The 19753-nt window shown below is 68.2% G+C and carries 17 protein-coding genes; 12 read left to right on the forward strand and 5 right to left on the reverse strand.

The window, feature by feature from the left end:
• A partial coding sequence (locus tag CRT60_RS37050; protein ID WP_244592493.1) for an aldehyde dehydrogenase family protein occupies positions 1 to 587 on the reverse strand: 587 nt, incomplete at its 3' end.
• A gap of 261 nt (positions 588 to 848) precedes the next feature.
• Between CRT60_RS37050 and CRT60_RS13685 the strand changes: the two genes are divergently transcribed.
• The 7 genes from CRT60_RS13685 to CRT60_RS13715 all read left to right on the forward strand — a co-directional run bounded on the left by CRT60_RS13685 (position 849) and on the right by CRT60_RS13715 (position 9648).
• The gene (locus CRT60_RS13685) at positions 849 to 1580 is read left to right on the forward strand and encodes a FadR/GntR family transcriptional regulator (RefSeq protein ID WP_167421698.1); all 732 of its coding nucleotides are present in this window, start codon (positions 849 to 851) and stop codon (positions 1578 to 1580) included.
• Between the two features lie 312 nt (positions 1581 to 1892).
• On the forward strand, positions 1893 to 2804 hold the full coding sequence (gene kdgD / locus CRT60_RS13690; RefSeq protein ID WP_098736914.1) for a 5-dehydro-4-deoxyglucarate dehydratase: 912 nt from the start codon (positions 1893 to 1895) through the stop codon (positions 2802 to 2804).
• A gap of 163 nt (positions 2805 to 2967) precedes the next feature.
• The gene (locus CRT60_RS13695; protein WP_098736915.1) at positions 2968 to 4350 is read left to right on the forward strand and encodes an MFS transporter; all 1383 of its coding nucleotides are present in this window, start codon (positions 2968 to 2970) and stop codon (positions 4348 to 4350) included.
• Positions 4351 to 4421: 71 nt separating this feature from the next.
• A complete protein-coding gene (locus CRT60_RS13700; RefSeq protein WP_098736916.1) occupies positions 4422 to 5510 on the forward strand; it encodes a mannonate dehydratase in 1089 nt (362 codons plus the stop codon).
• A gap of 33 nt (positions 5511 to 5543) precedes the next feature.
• Complete coding sequence (gudD, locus tag CRT60_RS13705; protein ID WP_098736917.1) at positions 5544 to 6881, forward strand: glucarate dehydratase; 1338 nt, start codon at positions 5544 to 5546, stop codon at positions 6879 to 6881.
• Positions 6882 to 6928: 47 nt separating this feature from the next.
• Complete coding sequence (gene garD, locus CRT60_RS13710) at positions 6929 to 8452, forward strand: galactarate dehydratase (protein WP_098736918.1); 1524 nt, start codon at positions 6929 to 6931, stop codon at positions 8450 to 8452.
• Positions 8453 to 8547: 95 nt separating this feature from the next.
• Positions 8548 to 9648, forward strand: a complete 1101-nt coding sequence (locus CRT60_RS13715) for a lactonase family protein (RefSeq protein ID WP_098736919.1) — start codon at positions 8548 to 8550, stop codon at positions 9646 to 9648.
• A gap of 21 nt (positions 9649 to 9669) precedes the next feature.
• Here the strand turns inward: CRT60_RS13715 and CRT60_RS13720 are convergent, their stop codons facing one another.
• The gene (locus CRT60_RS13720; protein WP_098736920.1) at positions 9670 to 11364 is read right to left on the reverse strand and encodes a methyl-accepting chemotaxis protein; all 1695 of its coding nucleotides are present in this window, start codon (positions 11362 to 11364) and stop codon (positions 9670 to 9672) included.
• Positions 11365 to 11495: 131 nt separating this feature from the next.
• On the reverse strand, positions 11496 to 12428 hold the full coding sequence (locus CRT60_RS13725) for a LysR family transcriptional regulator (protein ID WP_098736921.1): 933 nt from the start codon (positions 12426 to 12428) through the stop codon (positions 11496 to 11498).
• Positions 12429 to 12749: 321 nt separating this feature from the next.
• Here CRT60_RS13725 and CRT60_RS13730 point away from each other — a divergent pair, with 321 nt between their 5' ends.
• The 3 genes from CRT60_RS13730 to CRT60_RS13740 are packed head-to-tail and all read left to right on the forward strand — an operon-like array spanning position 12750 to position 15814.
• The gene (locus CRT60_RS13730) at positions 12750 to 14102 is read left to right on the forward strand and encodes a CitMHS family transporter (RefSeq protein WP_098736922.1); all 1353 of its coding nucleotides are present in this window, start codon (positions 12750 to 12752) and stop codon (positions 14100 to 14102) included.
• 37 nt (positions 14103 to 14139) lie between these two features.
• Entirely contained in the window at positions 14140 to 15483 is a 1344-nt protein-coding gene (locus tag CRT60_RS13735) for an acyclic terpene utilization AtuA family protein (protein ID WP_098736923.1), read from the forward strand.
• A gap of 1 nt (position 15484) precedes the next feature.
• Positions 15485 to 15814, forward strand: a complete 330-nt coding sequence (locus tag CRT60_RS13740; protein WP_098736924.1) for an AtuA-related protein — start codon at positions 15485 to 15487, stop codon at positions 15812 to 15814.
• Between the two features lie 15 nt (positions 15815 to 15829).
• Here CRT60_RS13740 and CRT60_RS13745 read toward each other — a convergent pair whose 3' ends face one another.
• Complete coding sequence (locus CRT60_RS13745; RefSeq protein WP_244592475.1) at positions 15830 to 16720, reverse strand: EamA family transporter; 891 nt, start codon at positions 16718 to 16720, stop codon at positions 15830 to 15832.
• 121 nt (positions 16721 to 16841) lie between these two features.
• On the opposite strand from CRT60_RS13745, the gene CRT60_RS13750 reads away from it, so the two are divergent.
• Complete coding sequence (locus tag CRT60_RS13750; protein WP_098736926.1) at positions 16842 to 17327, forward strand: Lrp/AsnC family transcriptional regulator; 486 nt, start codon at positions 16842 to 16844, stop codon at positions 17325 to 17327.
• Between the two features lie 13 nt (positions 17328 to 17340).
• On the opposite strand, the gene CRT60_RS13755 is transcribed toward CRT60_RS13750, so the two are convergent.
• A complete protein-coding gene (locus CRT60_RS13755) occupies positions 17341 to 18441 on the reverse strand; it encodes a hypothetical protein (RefSeq protein ID WP_143273244.1) in 1101 nt (366 codons plus the stop codon).
• A gap of 190 nt (positions 18442 to 18631) precedes the next feature.
• Here CRT60_RS13755 and CRT60_RS13760 point away from each other — a divergent pair, with 190 nt between their 5' ends.
• Positions 18632 to 19618 carry an aldo/keto reductase gene (locus CRT60_RS13760; protein WP_098736928.1) on the forward strand — a complete coding sequence of 329 codons (987 nt, stop codon included), beginning with the start codon at positions 18632 to 18634 and terminating at the stop codon, positions 19616 to 19618.
• Positions 19619 to 19753 lie beyond the last annotated feature (135 nt).

Genomic DNA, 19753 nt, shown 5'->3' on the forward strand with positions numbered 1-19753 from the left:
ACCAGTTCCGAGGTGCCGGGATGGGCGCCATGGCCCTTGACCACCACCGGGCAGCCGGCGGCGAAGGCCGAGGCGGTGTCGCCGCCGGCGACCGAGAATGCGAGCGGGAAGTTGGAGGCGCCGAACACCGCGACCGGCCCCAGCGCGATGTGGCGCTGGCGGATGTCGGCGCGCGGCAGCGGCGTGCGCGCCGGCATCGCCGGGTCGATCCGGGCCTCGATCCAGCTTCCCTCACGCACGACCTGGGCGAACAGGCGCAGTTGGCCGACGGTGCGGCCGCGCTCGCCCTCCAGCCGGGCGCGCGGCAGGCCGGTTTCGGCCATCGCGCGGACGATCAGCCCGTCGCCGATGTCGAGGATGTTCTGGGCGACCGCCTCAAGGAAGGCGGCGCGCTGCTCCAGGCCTGTCTCGCGGAAGGCGTCGAAGGCGGCCCAGGCCAGCGCACAGGCACGCTCGACCTCGGCGGCACCGCCGCCGCCGAAGACAGGCTCCAGCGCTTCGCCGGTGGCGGGGTCGACGGCGCGGAACTCACCCTGGCTGCCGCGATGCGCCTTGGCGCCGATCAGCATCTCGCCGGTGATGGTCATCTTGAGGTCTCCTTCAAGGGCGGAGCGCCGGGAAAGGGGCGTCCGCCGACAAGAGCGGCCGAACATTCGTTGGAGAAGCGATCTATCATGACGTCAGTCATCATACAAGTGGGACCGTGCGAAATGGCCCTGATGTGTCATTTTTCCATGGGCCGGCAGGCCGGCTTGTCTATTGTCGTATAGGTTTTGTGGGTGTTAACTCTGGGACATGGAGTGGTGACGGGCGGTCCGTCCCGGAACCGGGTTTTGGTGAGGATGGTGATGACAGCGCGCAGGCGCCGGGACCCGCTGGCGAAGCAACTGGTGGATGCCCTGGCCGAACGGATCTCCAGCGGACAGTTCAAGAGTGGCGACCGGCTGCCGAGTGAACAAGACCTGATCGACGAATTCGGCGTCAGCCGCACGGTGGTGCGCGAGGCGATCGCCAACCTGAAGGCGGTCGGCATGGTCTCCACCCGGCAGGGGCTGGGGGCCTTCGTCCTGCGCGACGCCGCGATCCTGCCCTTCCGCATCGAGGAGTCGACGCTGGAGGCGGTGAACGAGGCGATTTCGGTGCTGGAGGTCCGCATCAGCCTGGAATCGGAAGCGGCCTATCTCGCCGCCATCCGTCGCGACGACGCCCAGCTTGCCCGCATGCGCGAGGCGCTGGACACGATGACGGCGGCGGTGGAGGCGGGCGAGGATGCCATCGACGCCGATCTGGCCTTTCACAGCGCCATTGCCGCAGCGACCGGAAACAAGCATTTCCTGGCCCTGTTCTCCTATCTCGGGTCGCTGCTGATCCCGCGCGCCCGCGTGCGCTACGGGCATCTGGAGGGGGATTCGCGCCGTCAGTATCTGCGGCGGATCAACGACGAACACCAGACCATCTATTCCGCCATCGAGCGCCAGGACCCGGAGGGCGCCCGTGCTGCCATCCGCCTGCATCTGAATGGCAGCCGCGACCGGCTGCGTGCCGGCGGCGACTTCAAGGCGACCGCCGCGGCGGGCTGAACGTCCGCCCGTTCCGGGGTTTCGGGATCAGAAGGGACGCCGCCGGACCGCCGGCCGCGTCCCTTTTGCTTTGTGGACCGGCTTTCGCCATGCCCGAATTGGTGGGAAGGCGGATTGCCGCTGTCCGCATCAAACCACTTGTATGATGACTGATATGATGGTAATCGTCCTGTCATCGGATGACGACGATGTCGGACGGATCGCCGCGAACCCGGCCCGGATCCTCCGAACAGGCCATCGTCCAAAAACCAACCATGCCCGCAGCCTTTTCCCTGCGGATCGTGTCTCCACCGTTTCCCAAGGATGCCCCCGATGGAACCGCAAGCCCTGAAGGCCGTCGTCAGCGAAGGTCTCCTGTCGTTCCCGCTGACCGATTTCACCGCCGACGGCACCTTCGAGCCGGGCGGCTATGCCCGCCGCCTGGAATGGCTGAAGCCCTACGGCGCGTCGGCCCTGTTCGCCGCCGGCGGCACCGGCGAGCTGTTCTCGCTGACGCCCGACGAGCACAGGAGCATCGTCTCGCTGGCCGTCGAGGTCTGCGGCAAGGAATTGCCGATCATCGCCGGCGTCGGCTATTCTACCCGCATCGCCATTGAGATGGCGCGGGCCGCCGAGAAGGCCGGGGCCGCCGGCATCCTGGTGCTGCCGCATTATCTGACGGAAGCCGACCAGGAGGGCGTCGCCGCCCATGTCGAGGCGATCTGCAAGTCGGTCGGCATCGGCGTCATCATCTACAACCGCGCCACCTGCAAGCTGAGCGCCGACCGTCTGGCGACGCTGGCGGAGCGCTGCCCCAACCTGATCGGCTTCAAGGACGGGCTGGGCGACATCGAGCTGATGACGACCATCCGCCGAAAAATGGGCGACCGCTTCAGCTATCTGGGCGGCCTGCCGACCGCCGAGGTCTATGCCGCAGCCTATCGCGCCATCGGCGTTCCGGTCTATTCGTCGGCCGTCTTCAACTTCATCCCGCGCACGGCGATGGAGTTCTACCAGGCGGTCGCGTCGGGCGACACCGCCACCACCGACCGGCTGCTCGACCAATTCTTCCTGCCCTATCTGGCGATCCGCAACCGCAAGGCCGGCTATGCCGTCAGCATCGTCAAGGCGGGTGCCGCCATCGTCGGCCGTCCCGCCGGCCCGGTGCGCGCGCCGCTGGTCGACTGCACCCCGGCCGAGGTCGAGGACCTGCGTGCCTTGGTCGAGGCGCTGGGTCCCCAGTAAGTCCGCATAGCGTACGGCAACAAACCATCGCCGGACGGGCAGGCGCCGGGCTTCAGTTCCCGACGCCGGACACAAGGTGCAGCCATGAAGCCGGATCCGTCGAACGGGTCCGGGAATGGACTGCCGCGCCTGCCCGCCCTCATGCCTTGAGGGAGGAAATTTCATGACAATCGAGAGCACCGCCGTCAACGCCGAGCGCGCGTCCTATTCGACCGCCGCCGCCGCCCAGCCCGCCGCCAAACAAACCAGGGTCCGCTATCTCATCCTGGCGATGCTGTTCCTGGTCACGGTCATCAATTACGCCGACCGGGCGACGCTGTCGATCACCGGCCCCGTGATCTCGAAGGAGCTGGGGATCAACGCAGCCGAGATGGGCTTCATCTTCTCCGCCTTCGGCTGGGCCTATGTGCTGGGCCAACTGCCGGGCGGCTGGCTGCTCGACCGCTACGGGTCGAAGATCGTCTATGGGCTGAGCATCTTCATCTGGTCGGTCTTCACGCTGATGCAGGGCTCCATCGGCTTCCTGGCCGGCGGGACGGCGGTCGCCACGCTATTCGCCCTGCGCTTTGCCGTCGGCTTCGCCGAAGCACCGTCCTTCCCCGGCAACAGCCGCGTCGTCGCGGCATGGTTCCCTGGACAGGAGCGGGCGACCGCGTCGGCCATCTTCAATTCCGCCCAGTATTTCGCCACCGTGCTCTTCGCGCCGCTGATGGGCTGGCTGACCCATTCCTTCGGCTGGCACTGGGTGTTCGGCGTGATGGGCGGGCTCGGCATCGTCATGGCCGGCGTGTGGATGAAGACCGTCTACGCGCCGAAGGACCATCCCCGCATCAATCAGGCCGAACTGGACCACATCGCGGCCGGCGGCGGCTTGGTCAACATGGACGACGGCCAGAAGAAGGCGGTGTCGGCCGAGAGCGGAGCGAAGTGGGATTACATCCGCCAGCTCTTCGCCAGCCGCATGATGGTCGGCATCTTCCTCGGCCAGTTCTGCATCAACGCCATCACCTACTTCTTCATCACGTGGTTCCCGGTCTATCTGGTCCAGGCCCGCGGCATGTCGATCCTGAACGCCGGCTTCATCGCCTCGATCCCGGCGATCTGCGGCTTCGTCGGCGGCATCCTGGGCGGCGTGATGTCGGACGCCATGCTGCGCCGGGGCTATTCCCTGACCGCGGCGCGCAAGACGCCGATCGTGCTGGGCATGGTGATGTCGATGGCGATGATCGCCTGCAACTACACCGATCTCCAGTGGGTCATCGTGTCGCTGATGGCGCTGGCCTTCTTCGGCAAGGGCATCGGCGCGCTCGGCTGGGCCGTGATGTCGGACTGTGCGCCGAAGGAGATCACCGGCCTCAGCGGCGGCGTGTTCAACATGTGCGGCAATCTGTCGTCGATCTCGACGCCGATCATCATCGGCTACATCATCCAGAGCTCCGGCTCCTTCAACGGCGCCCTGGTCTTCGTCGGCGCCAACGCCCTGATCGCGGCGGTCAGCTATCTCGTCGTCGTCGGCGAGATCAAGCGGATGGAACTGAAGAAGTAACGACCGGCGGGGTGGGGTTCCCGCCCCCCGTCCAATTCCACGTCGAACGGTTCGGCAAAGGGTATTCCCCCATGTATATCGGCGAACAGCTCATCAACCCCACCGACAAGCGTCTGCGCCTGTCCGCCCAGCTCGGCGCCCGGGGCATCGTCATCGACAGCCGGCCGAACGCGCCGGTGATGGCCAGCGACGACGTCGAGGCCGGGCTGTGGGACGGCCGCAAGGTCGCCGAGCAGCGCAAGTGGGTGGAGGGCCATGGCCTGACGCTGGACTGCCTGGCGCTGGACGTCGGCTCCATCCTGCTCGACAGCCTGCGGGAGCCGGAGAAGGCGGCGGCCACCGCGGAGCGGCTGCGCCACAACATCCGCGCCGCGGCGGACGGCGGGGTCGACACGGTGAAATACACGGTCGCCATGGTCGGCATCACCCGCACTGGCGTGGTCGACGGCCGCGGCGGCATGAAGTGCAGCATTTTCCGCGCCGACGAGTACAAGGCAGAGAACGACGCCCGCTTCTCCTACTGGGGCACCGTGCTGCCGGAGGACGAGACGGGGACCAAGCCGTCGCCGCTGGATGCACGTGGCGCGCCGGAAACCTGCGGACAGGTGATGGCGAGCGAGGCCGGCGGCGTCAGCGAGGCCGATGGCTGGCGCGCCATCGAATATCTGGTCGAGGCCATCCTGCCGACCGCCGAGAAGGCCGGCGTGAGGCTTGCCTGCCACCCGCACGATCCGGCCTATCCGCCCGGGGGCCTGAACGGCGTCCACCATGTGCTGGGCTCGCTCGACGGGCTGCGGCGCTTCATCAGCCTTGCGCCGGAGAGCAAGTCGCTCGGCTTCAACTTCTGCCAGGGCACCATCGCCGAGATGTCGCGCAACCCGACCGAGACGGTGCTGGAGGCGATCCACGAGTTCGGCCCGCAGAACCGCATCTTCATGGTCCATTTCCGCAACATCAAGGGCGGCTATCTCGACTTCCGCGAGGCGATGCCGGACGAGGGGTCGGTCGACATGGCGGCCTGCATCCGCGCCTACCGCGAGGTCGGATACCAGGGGATCCTCTGCCCCGACCATGTGCCCTTCTCCGAGGTCGATCCCGACCGCGAACGCTTCTTCGCCTTCGCGCTCGGCTATACCCAGGCGCTGCTGCAAGCCGCCTGATCCGTCCTTCCCGCCTTTCCCGGACCCTGCATCATGGCCACTCAGATGTCGTCGCCCAAAGTCACCGAAATGCTGGTTGTGCCGGTCGCCGGCCAGGACAGCATGCTGCTGAACCTGTCGGGCGCCCATGCGCCCTATTTCACCCGCAACGTGGTGATCCTGAAGGACAGCGCCGGCCACACCGGCGTCGGCGAGGTGCCGGGCGGCGAGCGGATCCGCCAGACGCTGGAGGATGCCCGCGCCTTGGTGGTCGGCCAGCCGGTCGGCGCCTGGAACGCCATCCTCAACAGCGTGCGCCGCGGCTTCGCCGACCGCGATTCCGGCGGGCGCGGTTTGCAGACCTTCGATTTGCGCATCACCATCCATGCGGTGACGGCGCTGGAGGCGACGCTGCTCGACTTGCTGGGCCAGTTCCTGGAGGTGCCGGTGGCGGCCCTGCTGGGCGAGGGGCAGCAGCGCGACGCGGTGGAGATGCTGGGCTACCTGTTCTATGTCGGCGACCGCAACAGGACCGACCTCCCGTACCGGGCGGAGACGGACGCCAAGGACGGCTGGTTCCGCCTGCGCAACGAGGTGGCGCTGACCCCCGACGCGGTGGTGCGGCTGGCCGAGGCCGCCCATGACCGCTACGGCTTCAACGACTTCAAGCTGAAGGGTGGCGTGCTGCGCGGCGAGGAGGAGATCGAGGCGGTGACGGCGCTGGCCAAGCGCTTCCCCCAGGCCCGCATCACGCTCGATCCCAACGGCGCGTGGTCGTTGGAGGAGGCGATCCGCCTTTGCAAGGGCAAGGGCGCCGTGCTGGCCTATGCCGAGGATCCCTGCGGCGCCGAGCGGGGCTATTCCGGGCGCGAGGTCATGGCGGAGTTCCGCCGCGCCACCGGCCTGCCGACCGCCACCAACATGATCGCCACCGACTGGCGCCAGATGGGCCATGCCATCCAGTTGCAGTCGGTCGACATCCCCCTGGCCGACCCGCATTTCTGGACCATGCAAGGGTCCGTCCGCGTCGCCCAGATGTGCCATGAATGGGGCCTGACCTGGGGCTCGCACTCCAACAACCATTTCGACATTTCGCTGGCGATGTTCACCCATGTCGCCGCCGCCGCTCCCGGCCGCATCACCGCCATCGACACCCACTGGATCTGGCAGGACGGCCAGCGCCTGACCAAGGAGCCGTTCCGGATCGAGGGCGGGCTGGTCGCCGTGCCGCAGAAACCGGGGCTGGGCGTCGAGATCGACATGGACGAGCTGGCGAAGGCGCACGACCTCTACAAGCGGCACGGGCTGGGCGCTCGCGACGACGCCACGGCGATGCAGTACCTGATCCCCGGCTGGACGTTCGACAACAAGCGGCCGTGCCTGGTGCGGTGAAGCCGCTCCACAACGCCTTAAACCCGACCAAACAGTCAGGGCATGCCATGACCCAGAAGCCTCTCTACATCCTGGTCCATCCCGAGGACAACGTCGCCATCGTGGTGAATTCCGGCGGGCTGCCGCCGGGGACGGAGTTCGAGTGCGGGCTGGTCCTGACCGACTTCGTGCCGCAGGGCCACAAGGTGGCGCTGGCCGACCTGGACGAAGGGGCGTCGATCATCCGCTACGGGCAGGTGATCGGCACCGCCGCCCGGCCGGTCCGCCGCGGCGCCTGGATCGAGGAATCGCTGGTCCGACTGCCGCAGGCGCCGGATCTGGACACGCTGCCGCTGGCGACCGCCGTGCCGCCCGACGCCCCGGCACTGGAGGGTTATAGCTTCGAAGGCTACCGCAATCCCGACGGGACGGTCGGCACCAAGAATGTGCTGGGCATCAGCATCAGCGTGCAGTGCGTCGCCGGGGTGATGGATTTCGCCATCGAGCGGATCAAGAAGGAATTGCTGCCGAAATACCCCAACGTCGATGACGTTGTCGCCCTCAACCACACCTACGGCTGCGGCGTGGCGATCAACGCGCCGGGGGCCGCGGTGCCGATCCGCACGCTGCAAAACCTCGCCCGCAACCCGAACCTGGGCGGGGCGGTGATGGTGGTCGGGCTCGGCTGCGAGAAGCTCCAGCCGGAACGGCTGCTGCCGGCCGGGGTCGAGCCGAGCATCGTCACCTTGCAGGACGAGCGTCACCAGGGTTTCGGCGACATGGTCGCCTCCATCCTTGAAATGGCGGACCGCCGGCTGGCCCAGCTCAACGAGCGGCGGCGCGAGACCTGTCCGGCGTCGGACCTCGTCGTCGGGCTGCAATGCGGCGGCAGCGACGCCTTTTCCGGCGTGACCGCCAACCCGGCGCTGGGCTATGCCGCCGACCTGCTGGTGCGGGCCGGGGCGACGGTCATGTTTTCCGAAGTGACGGAGGTGCGCGACGCCATCCATCTGCTGACGCCGCGCGCCATCGACGAGGAGACCGGCCGCGCCCTGATCCGCGAGATGCGCTGGTACGACGACTATCTGGAGACCGGATCCGCTGACCGCAGCGCCAACCCGACCCCCGGCAACAAGAAGGGCGGCCTCGCCAACGTGGTGGAGAAGGCGCTGGGCTCCATCGCCAAGTCGGGCACCAGCCCGATTGCCGGCGTGCTGTCGCCGGGCGAGCGGGCGACTCGCAAGGGGCTGCTCTATGCCGCCACGCCGGCCAGCGACTTTATCTGCGGCACGCTGCAACTGGCGTCGGGCTGCAACATCGAGGTGTTCACCACCGGGCGCGGCACGCCCTACGGCCTCGCCATGGCGCCGGTGATCAAGGTGGCGACGCGAACCGAACTGGCCTCGCGCTGGCACGACCTGATCGACGTCGATGCCGGCCGCATCGCCACCGGCGAAGCCACCATCGAGGATGTGGGCTGGGAGCTGTTCCGCCTGATCCTTGAGGTGGCGAGTGGCAAGAAGCAGACCTGGGCCGACCATTGGGGGCTGCGCAACGCGCTGACCCTGTTCAACCCGGCGCCGGTGACCTGATCCGGCCTGACCGGACCCGAAGACCCCCGCGGCGGAGATGACCGGAGCAACCGGCGCCCGCGGCGGGAGGATATATCCACACAAGGGAGGATACCATGGGACGCCGCACCGGCATCGCGCTGGCGATGCTGCTGACTTCCGCTGCCTTCGCCATGCCTGTTCCGGCACTGGCCGACAGCTTCGCTTACGTGTCCAACGCCGCCAGCAACGACATCAGCATCTTCCGGCTGGACAGCGCCACCGGCGCCATGACCCCGGTGGGGACGGTGCCCTTCGTCGGGGTGGATAAGCCCGGATCCTCCACCCCCCTGGCGCTCAGCCCCGACCGGCGCTTCCTCTATGCCGGCGTGCGCTCGCAGCCCTATCAGGTGCAGAACTTCGCCGTCGACAGGGCGACCGGCAAGCTGAGCCATCTCGGCACTGCTCCGCTGGCCGATAGCATGGCGAACATCGTCACCGACCGCAGCGGCAAGTACCTGTTCAGCGCGTCCTACGGCGGCGACAAGGTGGCGGTGAACCCGATCGGGCCGGACGGCAAGGTCGGTCCGCCGCAGCAGGTGGTGGCGACCGGCAAGAACGCCCATTCGATCCAACCATCGCCCGACAACCGCTTCGCCTTCGCCACCAACCTGGGATCGGACCGGCTGGTGCAGTTCCGCTTCGACGCGGCCACCGGGGGGTTGAGCGAGAACGATCCGCCGTCGGTGGCGCTGCCGATGAAATCCGGTCCGCGCCACATCGTCTTCCATCCCGACGGCCGCCACCTCTATCTGGTGGACGAACTGGACGCCGCCGTCGCCGTGTTCGCCTACGACCCCGCGACCGGCAGGCTGACGGAGACGCAGCGCCTGCCGTCCCTGCCGGCCGATTTCAAGGGCGAACCCTGGGCCGCCGACATCCACACGACGCCGGACGGCCGCTTCCTCTACATCTCGGAACGGCGGACCAGCACCATCCGCTCCTTCCGGATCGACCCGGAAAGCGGCCAGTTGACCCCGCTCGCCAGCGTGGCGACGGAGGAGCAACCGCGCGGCTTCAACATCGACCCGACCGGCCGGTTCCTGGCGGCGGTGGGCGAGAAGTCGGACGGCATGACCGTCTACCGCATCGACGGCGGCAGCGGCGCGCTGGCCACGCTCGCCCGCTATCCGGCCGGCAAGCAGCCGAACTGGGTGGAGTTCGTCGCCGCGCCGTAAAACGCCGGCTTTGCGGGCCGGTCAGCCGGCCCGCACCTGCGCCAGGAAGCGGCCGACCTCGCCGCGCAGGCTTTCGGTCTGCATAGACAATTCCCGCACATTCTCCAGCACTTCGTAGGCGACCGTGCCGTTCCGCCCGGCGGCCTCGTTCACGCCGCCGATGCTGGACGACACCTCGTGGCTGCCCCGGGCGGCCTGCTGGATGTTGCGGCTGATCTCGCGGGTCGCGGCCCCCTGCTGCTCGACCGCCGAGGCGATGGAGGTGGCGACGTCGTTGACCCGGCCGATGACCTGCGCCACGTCCCTGATCTCGCGCACTGCCTGGGCGGTCTCGCCCTGGATGGCGGCGACCTGGGTGGCGATCTCCTCGGTGGCCTGGGCGGTCTGGTTGGCGAGCGCCTTGACCTCGTTCGCCACCACGGCGAAGCCGCGCCCGGCTTCGCCGGCACGGGCCGCCTCGATGGTGGCGTTGAGCGCCAGCAGGTTGGTCTGGCTGGCGATGGAGTTGATCAGACCGACCACGGCGCCGATCCGCTCGACCGCGCCGGCCAGCCCCTCGACCTTGCCGTTGGCCCGTTCGGCGCTCTCGACCGCCTCGCGGGCGATCTCGGCCGACGAGCCGACCTGCCGGCTGATCTCGTTAATCGAGCTGGTCAGCTCCTCCGTCGCTGCGGCGACGGTCTGGACGTTGGCGGAGGTCTGCTCGGTCGCCAGGGTGACGGCGCCGGCCAGCCTGCCGGTTTCGTCGGCGGCGCGCGTCATGTCCTGGGCGCGCCGTTCGATGGCGTCCGCCTCGCCGGCGACGTCGTGGATCAGGTTGCCGACGGTCTGTTCGAAATGGCTGGCGAGTGTCGTCATCGCCTCCCGCTTCTCGGCCGCGGCGCGCTCCGCCTGCTCGGCCTGGCTGGCTTCCAGGCTGGCCTTGGCCTGGGCATTCTCCTTGAACACCTGAAGCGCCTGCGCCATGCCGCCGATCTCGTTGCGCCGCGCCGTCTCCGGGAAGGTGACGCCCATGTCGCCGGCGGCGAGGGCCGTCATCTTGTCGCGCAGCCGGTGCAGCGAGCGCACGATGTCGCGGTTGACCAGGAAGGCGATCAGCACCAGCGCGGCGATCAGCGCGGCGGTGGCGGCGCCGGTCCTGGTCAGGAATTCGCGATAGGCGGCGTCGATGTCGTCGGTGTAGACGCCGGAACCGACGATCAGGCCGAGCGGCTGGTAGCGCTGCACATAGTTGGTCTTCAGCAGCGGGACGTCGGACCCCAGCTTCGGCCAGACATAATGGATGATGGCGTTGTCCTGCCGGCGCAGCGTGTCGACGATCTCGCGGACGAAATACTTGCCGGCCTTGTCCTGGAGCCCCATCCGGTCGGTGCCGACCGCCTTGTGGTTGGAGGGGTTGGCGACGGCGATGCCGTTGAGATCGTAGGCGAACAGATAGTCGGCGCCGTCATGGTAGGACATCGCATGCACCGCGTTGCGGAAGCGCGCCAGCGCCTGCTCGCGCGGCAGGGTTCCCGCCTCGACCTCGGCATTCAGCCCCTTCGCCATGCCGACCGCCATCTCCACCGCCGAGCGGATGGTGTCGATGCGGTCGTCGACCATGCGCTGGTGGGCGAAGCTGCTGCTGATGGCAATCACCACGGCCGGAGCCAGGACGGACAAGGCGACCAGTGCGGTCAGCTTTGCCCGGATCGTCAGATTTTCCAGGAGTCTCATGGGTGCCTTCATGTCGCGCGCGTCGGGGGGCGGCAACTGATATACTACGAAAGAGGAGGGCGGTCGAAATCGGATTGGCTGATTTCAGTAATATACTGACGCTATCCAGTTAAAAAATTATTCCAGCCGCGTTACCGCTTCGCGGCGGCCTCCATGCTGGAGAAATGGGCGAGCGTCGGGCCGGCGACCTCGCGCAGCAGGGCGGCGAAGCGTTCCGCCGCCGGCGACAGGGAGCGGCCGGTCTTGCGGATGAAGCCGATCCGGCGCACCAGCCCGGCGGTGCGGATCGGTTCCACCACGATGCCCTCGCAGGAGGCGGCGTCGACGGCGGATTCCGGCAGGACCGAGACGCCGAGCCCGGCCCGCACCATGCCGACCGCCGTCGACATGTAGTTCGCCTCGCAGGACAGGCTGATCTCCAGCCCTTCCTTCTCCAGCGCCCGCTCGACCAGCGACCGCACGCTGGTGCCGCGCGCCGTCAGGATCATCGGGAAGGCGACGATGTCCTTCAGCAGCAGCGGGCGCCGGCCGTTCAGCGGGTGGTCGGCGGGGAAGAAGGCGCACATGCGGTCGCAGAGGAAATCGATCACCTCGACGTCGCGGTCGGGGCCGACCCGGCTGCCGATGCCGAAATCGACCTCCTCCGCCTTGACCAGCTGGATGATCCGCTCGGCGACGACGTCGCTGACCCGGACGTCGATGTTGGGGTGGTCGGCGGCGAAGCGGCGGATGGCGATGGGCAGCAGCCCGGCGGCGACCGACGGCAGGGTGGCGACCGACACCGAGCCGCGCCGCAGCCCGGCCAGATCGTGGCTGACGCTCATCACCGCATCCAGTTCGGCCAGCACCCGCTGCAAGGCCGGCAGCAGGTCGCGGCCGGCCTGGGTCAGCACCACATGGCGCTTGTTGCGGTCGAACAGGCGCACGCCCAGGCTTTCTTCGAGCTGGCGGATCTGCACGGTCAGCGCCGGCTGCGACAGGTTGACCTCCGCCGCCGCCCTGGTGAAGCTGCCCAGACGTGCTACCGCGACGAAGGCCTTGATATGTCTCACTCCCTGGAGCATGGCGCGCCTCTTATAGAAAAATCGAATTACCGTGATACAACAAATTCATTTCTCTAATCTGATTGTGGGTTCGTACAGTGTCAATCGCGGACACCGCTTCGGCACGGTGCGGCAAAGTGGCTGATTTATAAAAGGCCCGCTGCCAGTGCTTCCGTCGGCCGGAGTCGCAAAAGACGCAGTTTTATCGAAATCCGCTCATGCGGCGTTACTCGGGGATCGAAGCCGGTCGCCCGCAGGACTCCGCCGTGTTTCTTCGCCTGACGTGAAGAGATCGCGCAATGGACGGAAAACAACAATAACAACGGCCATGGAGGAGGTTACATGCTCGCGTTACTCGGCTTGGCAACCATCGTCGTTCTGCTGGCGGCGATCATGACCAACCGGATGTCGCCGCTGGTCGCGCTGATCGCCGTGCCGATCATTGCCGCGCTGGCGGGCGGCTTCGGTCTTGAAACCAGCAAGTTCATTATTGCCGGCATCCGCTCCATCGCGCCGACTGCCGGCATGTTCGTCTTCGCCATCATCTTCTTCGGTGTCGTCACCGATGCCGGGATGATGGACCCGATCATCGACCGCATTCTGCGCGTCGTCGGCACGCGGCCGGCACGCATCACCATGGGCACCACCCTGCTGGCCCTGCTGATCCATCTCGACGGGTCCGGGGCGGTCTGCTTCCTCATCACCATTCCGGCGATGCTGCCGCTCTACGACCGGCTGGGCATGGACAAGCGCATCCTGGCGCTGTGCGTGTCGATGGCGGCGGGCGTCAATTTCCTACCCTGGACCGGGCCGATGATCCGGTCGGCCGCGGCGCTGAAGGTGCCGGTGACCGACATCTTCAATCCGCTGATCGCGGTGCAGGGCGTCGGGCTGCTGTTCATCTTTACCGTCGCCTTCCTGCTCGGCAAGCGCGAGGAGCGGCGTCTCGGCCTGTCCTCCCGGCCGCTCGCGGCGGGACAGGCCCGCTCCGTCGGCGCCATGGGCGCTCCCGATGACGCAATGCCGGTCGGGCCGGCGCCGCGCGTGCTGACGCCGGAGCAGATCAAGATCCGCCGTCCCAAGCTGTTCTGGATCAATCTGGTCCTCACCGCCGTCATCATGGCCGTGATGATCGAGGGGGCGGTCGATCCGGTGGTGATGTTCATGGTCGGCACCGTGCTGGCGCTGATGATCAACTATCCCGACGTCAAGATGCAGAAGGAGCGCGTCGACGCCCATGCCAAGGCGGCGCTGATGATGGCGAGCATCCTGCTGGCGGCCGGCGTCTTCACCGGCATCATGACCGGCACCAAGATGCTGACCGCCATGGCCCAGTCCGCCGTCGCCTTCGTCCCGCCGGACATGGCGCAGCATGTTCCCTTCGCACTGGGCATCCTGTCGATGCCGCTCAGCCTGCTGTTCGACCCGGACTCCTATTATTTCGGCATGATGCCGGTGATCGCCGAAGTTTATAAGACGCTGGGCGGCGACCCGATCCAGATCGCCCAGGCCTCCGTTCTCGGCCAGATGACCGTCGGTTTCCCGGTCAGCCCGCTCACCCCCGCCACCTTCCTGGTTGTCGGCCTGTGCGGCATCGGGCTGGGAGAGCATCAGAAATTCTCGATCCCCTATCTGTTCGCCGCCTCGGTCGTCATGACCGTCGCCGCGGCCATCCTCGGGGTCATCCCCTTCTGACGCGGGCCCAAGGGGGTCCGCACACAGGAGTACCATCATGAAGACCATCCGCATCGGATCGGGCGCCGGCTATTCGGGCGACCGCATCGAGCCGGCCGTTGAACTGGCCGAGAAGGGTGACATCCAGTATCTCGTCTTCGAATGCCTGGCGGAGCGCACCATCGCCATCGCCCAGGGCGCCAAGCTGAAGGACCCGGCGCAAGGCTACGACCCGCTGCTGGCGGAGCGCATGCTGGCGGTGCTGCGGCCTTGCCATGAGAAGGGCATCCGCATCGTCACCAACATGGGGGCGGCCAACCCGGCGGCCGCCGCCGCGAAGACGCGGGACATCGCCCGCTCGCTCGGCCTGGAGGGGCTGAAGATCGCGGCGGTGTCCGGCGACGACGTGCTGGAGACGCTGAAATCCGGCGACCACCGCATCGAGGAAACCGGCGAGCCGGTGTCGGCGATGGCCGGCAGTCTGGTCTCGGCCAACGCCTATCTCGGCGCCGCCCCCATCGTCGCGGCGCTGAAGGCCGGGGCCGACATCGTCATCACCGGCCGCGTCGCCGATCCGGCCCTCTTCCTCGCCCCGCAGATCTTCGAGTTCGGCTGGTCGATGGAGGATTGGAACCGCCTCGGCAAGGGGACTGTGGTCGGGCATCTGCTGGAATGCGCCGGCCAGATCACCGGCGGCTATTTCGCCGATCCCGGCGTGAAGGACGTTGCCGGTCTGGCCCGTCTCGGCTTTCCCATCGCCGAGGTGGGGGAGGACGGCAGCGCCGTCATCACCAAGGTGGCGGGATCCGGCGGTGCGGTGACCACCGCCACCTGCAAGGAACAGCTGCTCTACGAGATCCACGATCCGGCTGCCTACTACACGCCCGATGTTGTCGCTGATTTCTCGCAGGTGCGATTCACCCAGGAGGGGCCCGACCGTGTGCGGGTGGCCGGCGCCGGCGGGCGTCCGCGGCCGGCCACGCTGAAGGTCTCGGTCGGCTATATCGACAGTTTCATCGGCGAGGGGCAGATCTCCTATGCCGGTCCCGGCGCGCTGGCGCGCGGCCGGCTGGCGCTGGAGATCGTGCGCGAGCGTCTGGCGCTGACCGGCGTGGCGGCGACCGAACTGCGCTTCGACCTGATCGGCGTCGATTCCATCCACGGCAGTGCGCTGTCCACCGCGGGCGGGCGGGAGCCATACGAGGTGCGCGTGCGAGTGATCGGCCGGACCGGCAGCCTGAAGGAGGCGCAGCGCATCGGCAACGAGGTCGAGACCCTCTACACCAACGGCCCGGCCAGCGGCGGCGGTGCCACCAAGTCGGCCAAGGACGTGGTGGCGATGCTCTCGGCCCTGCTGCCCCGCGAGCTGGCAAAGCCCGCCATCGAGTTTATGGAGGCCTGACATGAAACTCCGCGACATCGCCCATTCCCGCACCGGCGACAAGGGCGACATCTCCAACATCTCCGTCATCGCCTTCGACGAGGCGGATTATCCGCTGATCGAGGCCCATGTCACCGCCGACCGCGTGAAGGACCTGTTCCATGAGGTCGTGCATGGCGAGGTGGCGCGTTACGAGATACCCAGCATCGGCGCGCTGAACTTCGTGATGCGGCAGGCGCTCGGCGGTGGCGTGACCCGCTCGCTGGCGCTCGACGCCCATGGCAAGTGCCTGGCGTCGGCGCTGCTGGACCTCGAAATGCCCGACATCGCCCGGCCCATCCAGGCGGCGTGACGGGAGAGGTGCGCGTTACTCCCGGCCACGCCGGGCTTTGCTCAGCGCGCTGCCGGCCGACGCGAACATGATGCAGGCGATGGCGGCCCACTGCACCGCGCTCAGCAGCTCGCCCAGCATCAGGAAGCCGATCAGCGCCGCCACGGCGGGGGAGGCGCTGACGGCAAGGCCGAAGACGTGGCTCGGCAGGCGGCGGAGCGCCATCATCTCCAGCAGATAGGGCACCATGCTCGACAGCACCGCCACCGCGAGGCCGGTGAAGAGCACCGCCGGAACCAGCAGCCCGCCGCCGGCATGGGAAATCCCCAGCGGGACGGTGAAGCTGGCCGCCACCAGCATGCCCCAGGCCACCGCCTGCCCGCCCGGCAGGGCCGAGGCGCGCTTGCCGAACACGATGTAGAGCGCCCAGCAGAAGGCCGCCGCCGCGGCATAGGCGACGCCCACCGGGTTCAGAACGCCGGACGCCTCGTGCAGCGGCAGCAGCAGGACAAGCCCGACCGCGGCGCAGGCGATCCACAGGAAATCCTTCAGCCGGTGCGATCCGAGCAGCGCCACCGCCAGCGGCCCGGTCACCTCGATGGCGATGGCGATGGCGATGGGGATCAGCTCCATCGCGCGGTAGATCGACAGGTTCATCGCGCCCAGCGTGGCGCCGTAGACCAGCAGGTTGCGCAGATCCCCGCGTCCCGGCAGGCTGCGCCACGGGCGCAGGATCGCCATCAGCATCAGCGCCGACAGCCCCACCCGCAGGCCGGTCACGCCCTCTGCCCCAACCAGTGGGAACAGCGATTTCGCCGACGCCGCCCCGACATATTGCGACAGCAGCGAGGCAAGCAGGAGCAGCAGCGGCAGCGCCGCCGGTTCGGGCCGGGTGGCGGAGGTGGATTCCATGGAGGCGTTCACCACGCGGGGGGGCTCCCGGCAGAAGGTTCGGCGGAACAGGTCTGGTGAAAAGATACTGTGACGCTGGGGCAGAAGGCGCTTAAGTTTGGCGTTTCCGACGCACCGTTCTTTCGCCGAAGCCGCCATGCGCTCAACAATCGCTCGCCCACCGGATCAACTCGACGAGCAGGACCGCGCGATCCTGCGCATCCTGCAACTGGACAACAAGACCTCGCAGCGCGAGATCGGCGAGGCGGTGCATCTGTCCGCCCCGGCCGTGCAGCGCCGCATTGCCCGGATGGAGGCGGCCGGCATCATCCGCCGCAATGTGGCGGTGGTCGATCCGGTGGCGGCCGGGCAGGGGGTGACGGTGGTGGTGGAGGTCCAGACGGTCAACGACCGCTCCCCGACCATCGCCGCCGCCAAGCGCCTGTTCCGCGAGGCGCCGGAGGTGCAGCAATGCTATTTCGTCACCGGGAAGGCGAGCTTCGTCCTGATCCTGCTGGTCCCGGACATGGCGAGCTACGAGGTTATGTCGCGCCGCCTGTTCGCCGACAACGAGCTGGTGCAGTCCTTCCAGACCATGGTCGTGCTCGATCCGGTGAAGGTGACGCTGGAGGTCGATCTGTAAGACGGCAGGCCGGTCAATCTGGCCACTGCTCGTATCCCCAATCCTCGGCATCCGGGTCGGCGGTCCCGAGCGGCGCCACGCTGGCCCCGGCATCGAGAGCGGCCGCCAGCCAGGGCTCGACACTGCCGACCGGAGACAGCCGGCACCAGCGGCGCCGCCGGCCATCCCACCGGCAATGGCCCTGCCGCTTCATCTCCTCCCGCAATTCCCAGGACGGGATGGCTGGAAAGCGCAGTTCCAGGCCGCGCTCGCTCTGCACGATCTCCACACGCTCTCCGGCGGCGGTGGTGTGGGCCAGCCCGTCCTCCAGGACCTTGCGCAGGGCGACGGCGCGATCCTCGCGGATGCGCGTTTCCGCCTCGCGCTGGCGGCGGCGTTCGGCCATGGCGTCGGCGATCCAGTCCGGCGGCTCCTCCAGCACCCGGTAGCCGGCGCCGCCGCGCGGGCCGGGGGCCTCTTCCAGCAGCCCGTCGCGCAGAAGGTCGGCAAGCAGCGACTTCAGCCGGTCGCGGTCGGCCGGGATGCCGGGCAGGCGGTTCGCCGCGGCATCGGCAACGGTGAAGCGCTCGCCGGCCCCCCAGCCCTCATGGATCGCGGCAGCCAGGGCGTGCAGCTCGGCGACGCGGCTTCGCTGGTCGGTCAGGTGGCCGGCGACAATGGGGTTGGGCGGCAGGTCGGCCCTCCCGGTCAGGCCGCAGGTCCGGCACTGCCAGGCGCCGGGGTCGGCCAGCAGCAGCTGGGGGGCGCAACGGCGCTTGCGGCAATGCTCCTCGCTGCCCGCTTCCGGCAGGCCGCGCCCGCTGTCCAGCAGGACGCGGATGGCGTCGAGCGGCGTGTCGGCGAGATCCCGCAGCCGGTCCAGCACATCGGCGGGCAGCCAGACCTCGGCACCCCCGCTCTCGTCGGCGGAGACGAAGCGGCTTTTCAGAGCGCGGCGTCTTACGGGCGTCAGCAGGGCCAGTGCCCGCTCGGCGGTGTAGCTCTCGTCGAAGGTGTCGGCGAGCAAGTCCGCCAGATCGCCCAGCGTTGCCGGAGGTGCCAGCGCGCCCTCGTCCCCGGCGGCGAGGATTCGGCGGGCCTCGCCAAGGATTTCCGTGTTTTTGTCCGCCCCCATCGCCATCTACGTCCCGATCCCCGTCCATTCCGCGTCGCAAGCTGGTCCGCGCAGCAAGCTGGGCATGCCGGAAATGCCAGTCAAGCGCCGGCTGGACAGTCGGCGGAGCCCGCCTGGTTCAGGAACGGCCCGGTTAGGCGCGGTGTTGATCGGGTGCATCGAACGGTGCCAGAGACGGAAAGGTTTTCCAATGTCAGACAGCACGCATTTCGCCCCGCCCGGCCCGCTCGGCTTCGGCGGAGCGCCCCTGGGCAACATGTTCGAGGAGGTGACCGACGAGACGGCCGCGGCAACCCTCGACGCCGCCTGGGATGCCGGCATCCGCTATTTCGACACGGCCCCCGAATATGGTCCCGGCATTTCCGAACACCGGTTCGGCCATGTCCTGCGCAGCCGCCCGCGCGACGGGTTCGTTCTGTCGACCAAGGTCGGCCGGCTGCTGCGCGCCGATGCCGGCAAGGGCGGCCAGCATGGTCCCTTCGTGAAGGGCCTGCCGTTTCGCGTCGATTACGACTACAGCGCCGACGGCGTGCGCCGCTCCATCGAGGACAGCCTGCAACGGCTTGGCATGGCGCGCATCGACATCGCCTATATCCACGACTGCGCCGAGGACGCCCATGGCGACCGCTGGCAGGAGGTGTTCGACACCGCCATGAAGGGTGCCGCCGTCGCTTTGACCCGGCTGCGCGAAGAGGGGGTGATCCGCGGCTGGGGCCTTGGCGTCAACCGGGTGGAGCCCTGCGTGATGGCGCTGGAGCGGGCAGACCCCGACGTCTTCCTGCTGGCCGGACGCTACAGCCTGCTGAACCAGCCGGCACTGGACGAGCTGTTTCCCCGCTGTGCCGAGCGCGGCGTCCATGTGGTGGTCGGCGGCCCCTACAACTCCGGTATCATCGCCGGGGGCAGGAATTTCGAGTATCAGGAGGCGTCCCCCGACAAGGTGGCGGCGCGCGACCGGCTGGCGGAAATCGCCAGGCGCCACGGTGTCGATCTGCGCGCGGCGGCACTGCAATTCTGCGCCGCGCATCCGGTCGTCGCCTCGGTCATTCCCGGCACCAAGAACCCGGCGCGCGTTCATGAGAATGTGACGCTGATGAGCCAGCCGATCCCCGCCGACTTCTGGCGGGAGCTGAAGTCCTCCGGCGTCCTGCCGGAACAGGCGCCGACCCCGGCCTGAGCAAGTCCCGGTTCAGGCACTCCGGCGGCGGTGCCGGCGTCTCGGCGCCGCGCCGCCGCCATCGGGCAAACCGCCAAGCCATCGGCGGCGATGGCGGGGCGCCCTTCAGGCGGAACCTGGGCCGTCGGCTCATGG

This window comes from Azospirillum palustre (genome assembly GCF_002573965.1).
Lineage (GTDB): Bacteria > Pseudomonadota > Alphaproteobacteria > Azospirillales > Azospirillaceae > Azospirillum > Azospirillum palustre.

Excerpts from the sequence above, each read along its gene's own strand:
- CRT60_RS13685 (WP_167421698.1), top strand. The coding sequence starts at position 849 with ATGACAGCGCGCAGGCGCCGGGACCCGCTGGCGAAGCAACTGGTGGAT.
- kdgD (WP_098736914.1), top strand. The coding sequence starts at position 1,893 with ATGGAACCGCAAGCCCTGAAGGCCGTCGTCAGCGAAGGTCTCCTGTCG.
- CRT60_RS13695 (WP_098736915.1), top strand. The coding sequence starts at position 2,968 with ATGACAATCGAGAGCACCGCCGTCAACGCCGAGCGCGCGTCCTATTCG.
- CRT60_RS13700 (WP_098736916.1), top strand. The coding sequence starts at position 4,422 with ATGTATATCGGCGAACAGCTCATCAACCCCACCGACAAGCGTCTGCGC.
- gudD (WP_098736917.1), top strand. The coding sequence starts at position 5,544 with ATGGCCACTCAGATGTCGTCGCCCAAAGTCACCGAAATGCTGGTTGTG.
- garD (WP_098736918.1), top strand. The coding sequence starts at position 6,929 with ATGACCCAGAAGCCTCTCTACATCCTGGTCCATCCCGAGGACAACGTC.
- CRT60_RS13715 (WP_098736919.1), top strand. The coding sequence starts at position 8,548 with ATGGGACGCCGCACCGGCATCGCGCTGGCGATGCTGCTGACTTCCGCT.
- CRT60_RS13720 (WP_098736920.1), bottom strand. The coding sequence starts at position 11,364 with ATGAGACTCCTGGAAAATCTGACGATCCGGGCAAAGCTGACCGCACTG.
- CRT60_RS13725 (WP_098736921.1), bottom strand. The coding sequence starts at position 12,428 with ATGCTCCAGGGAGTGAGACATATCAAGGCCTTCGTCGCGGTAGCACGT.
- CRT60_RS13730 (WP_098736922.1), top strand. The coding sequence starts at position 12,750 with ATGCTCGCGTTACTCGGCTTGGCAACCATCGTCGTTCTGCTGGCGGCG.
- CRT60_RS13735 (WP_098736923.1), top strand. The coding sequence starts at position 14,140 with ATGAAGACCATCCGCATCGGATCGGGCGCCGGCTATTCGGGCGACCGC.
- CRT60_RS13740 (WP_098736924.1), top strand. The coding sequence starts at position 15,485 with ATGAAACTCCGCGACATCGCCCATTCCCGCACCGGCGACAAGGGCGAC.
- CRT60_RS13750 (WP_098736926.1), top strand. The coding sequence starts at position 16,842 with ATGCGCTCAACAATCGCTCGCCCACCGGATCAACTCGACGAGCAGGAC.
- CRT60_RS13755 (WP_143273244.1), bottom strand. The coding sequence starts at position 18,441 with ATGGGGGCGGACAAAAACACGGAAATCCTTGGCGAGGCCCGCCGAATC.
- CRT60_RS13760 (WP_098736928.1), top strand. The coding sequence starts at position 18,632 with ATGTCAGACAGCACGCATTTCGCCCCGCCCGGCCCGCTCGGCTTCGGC.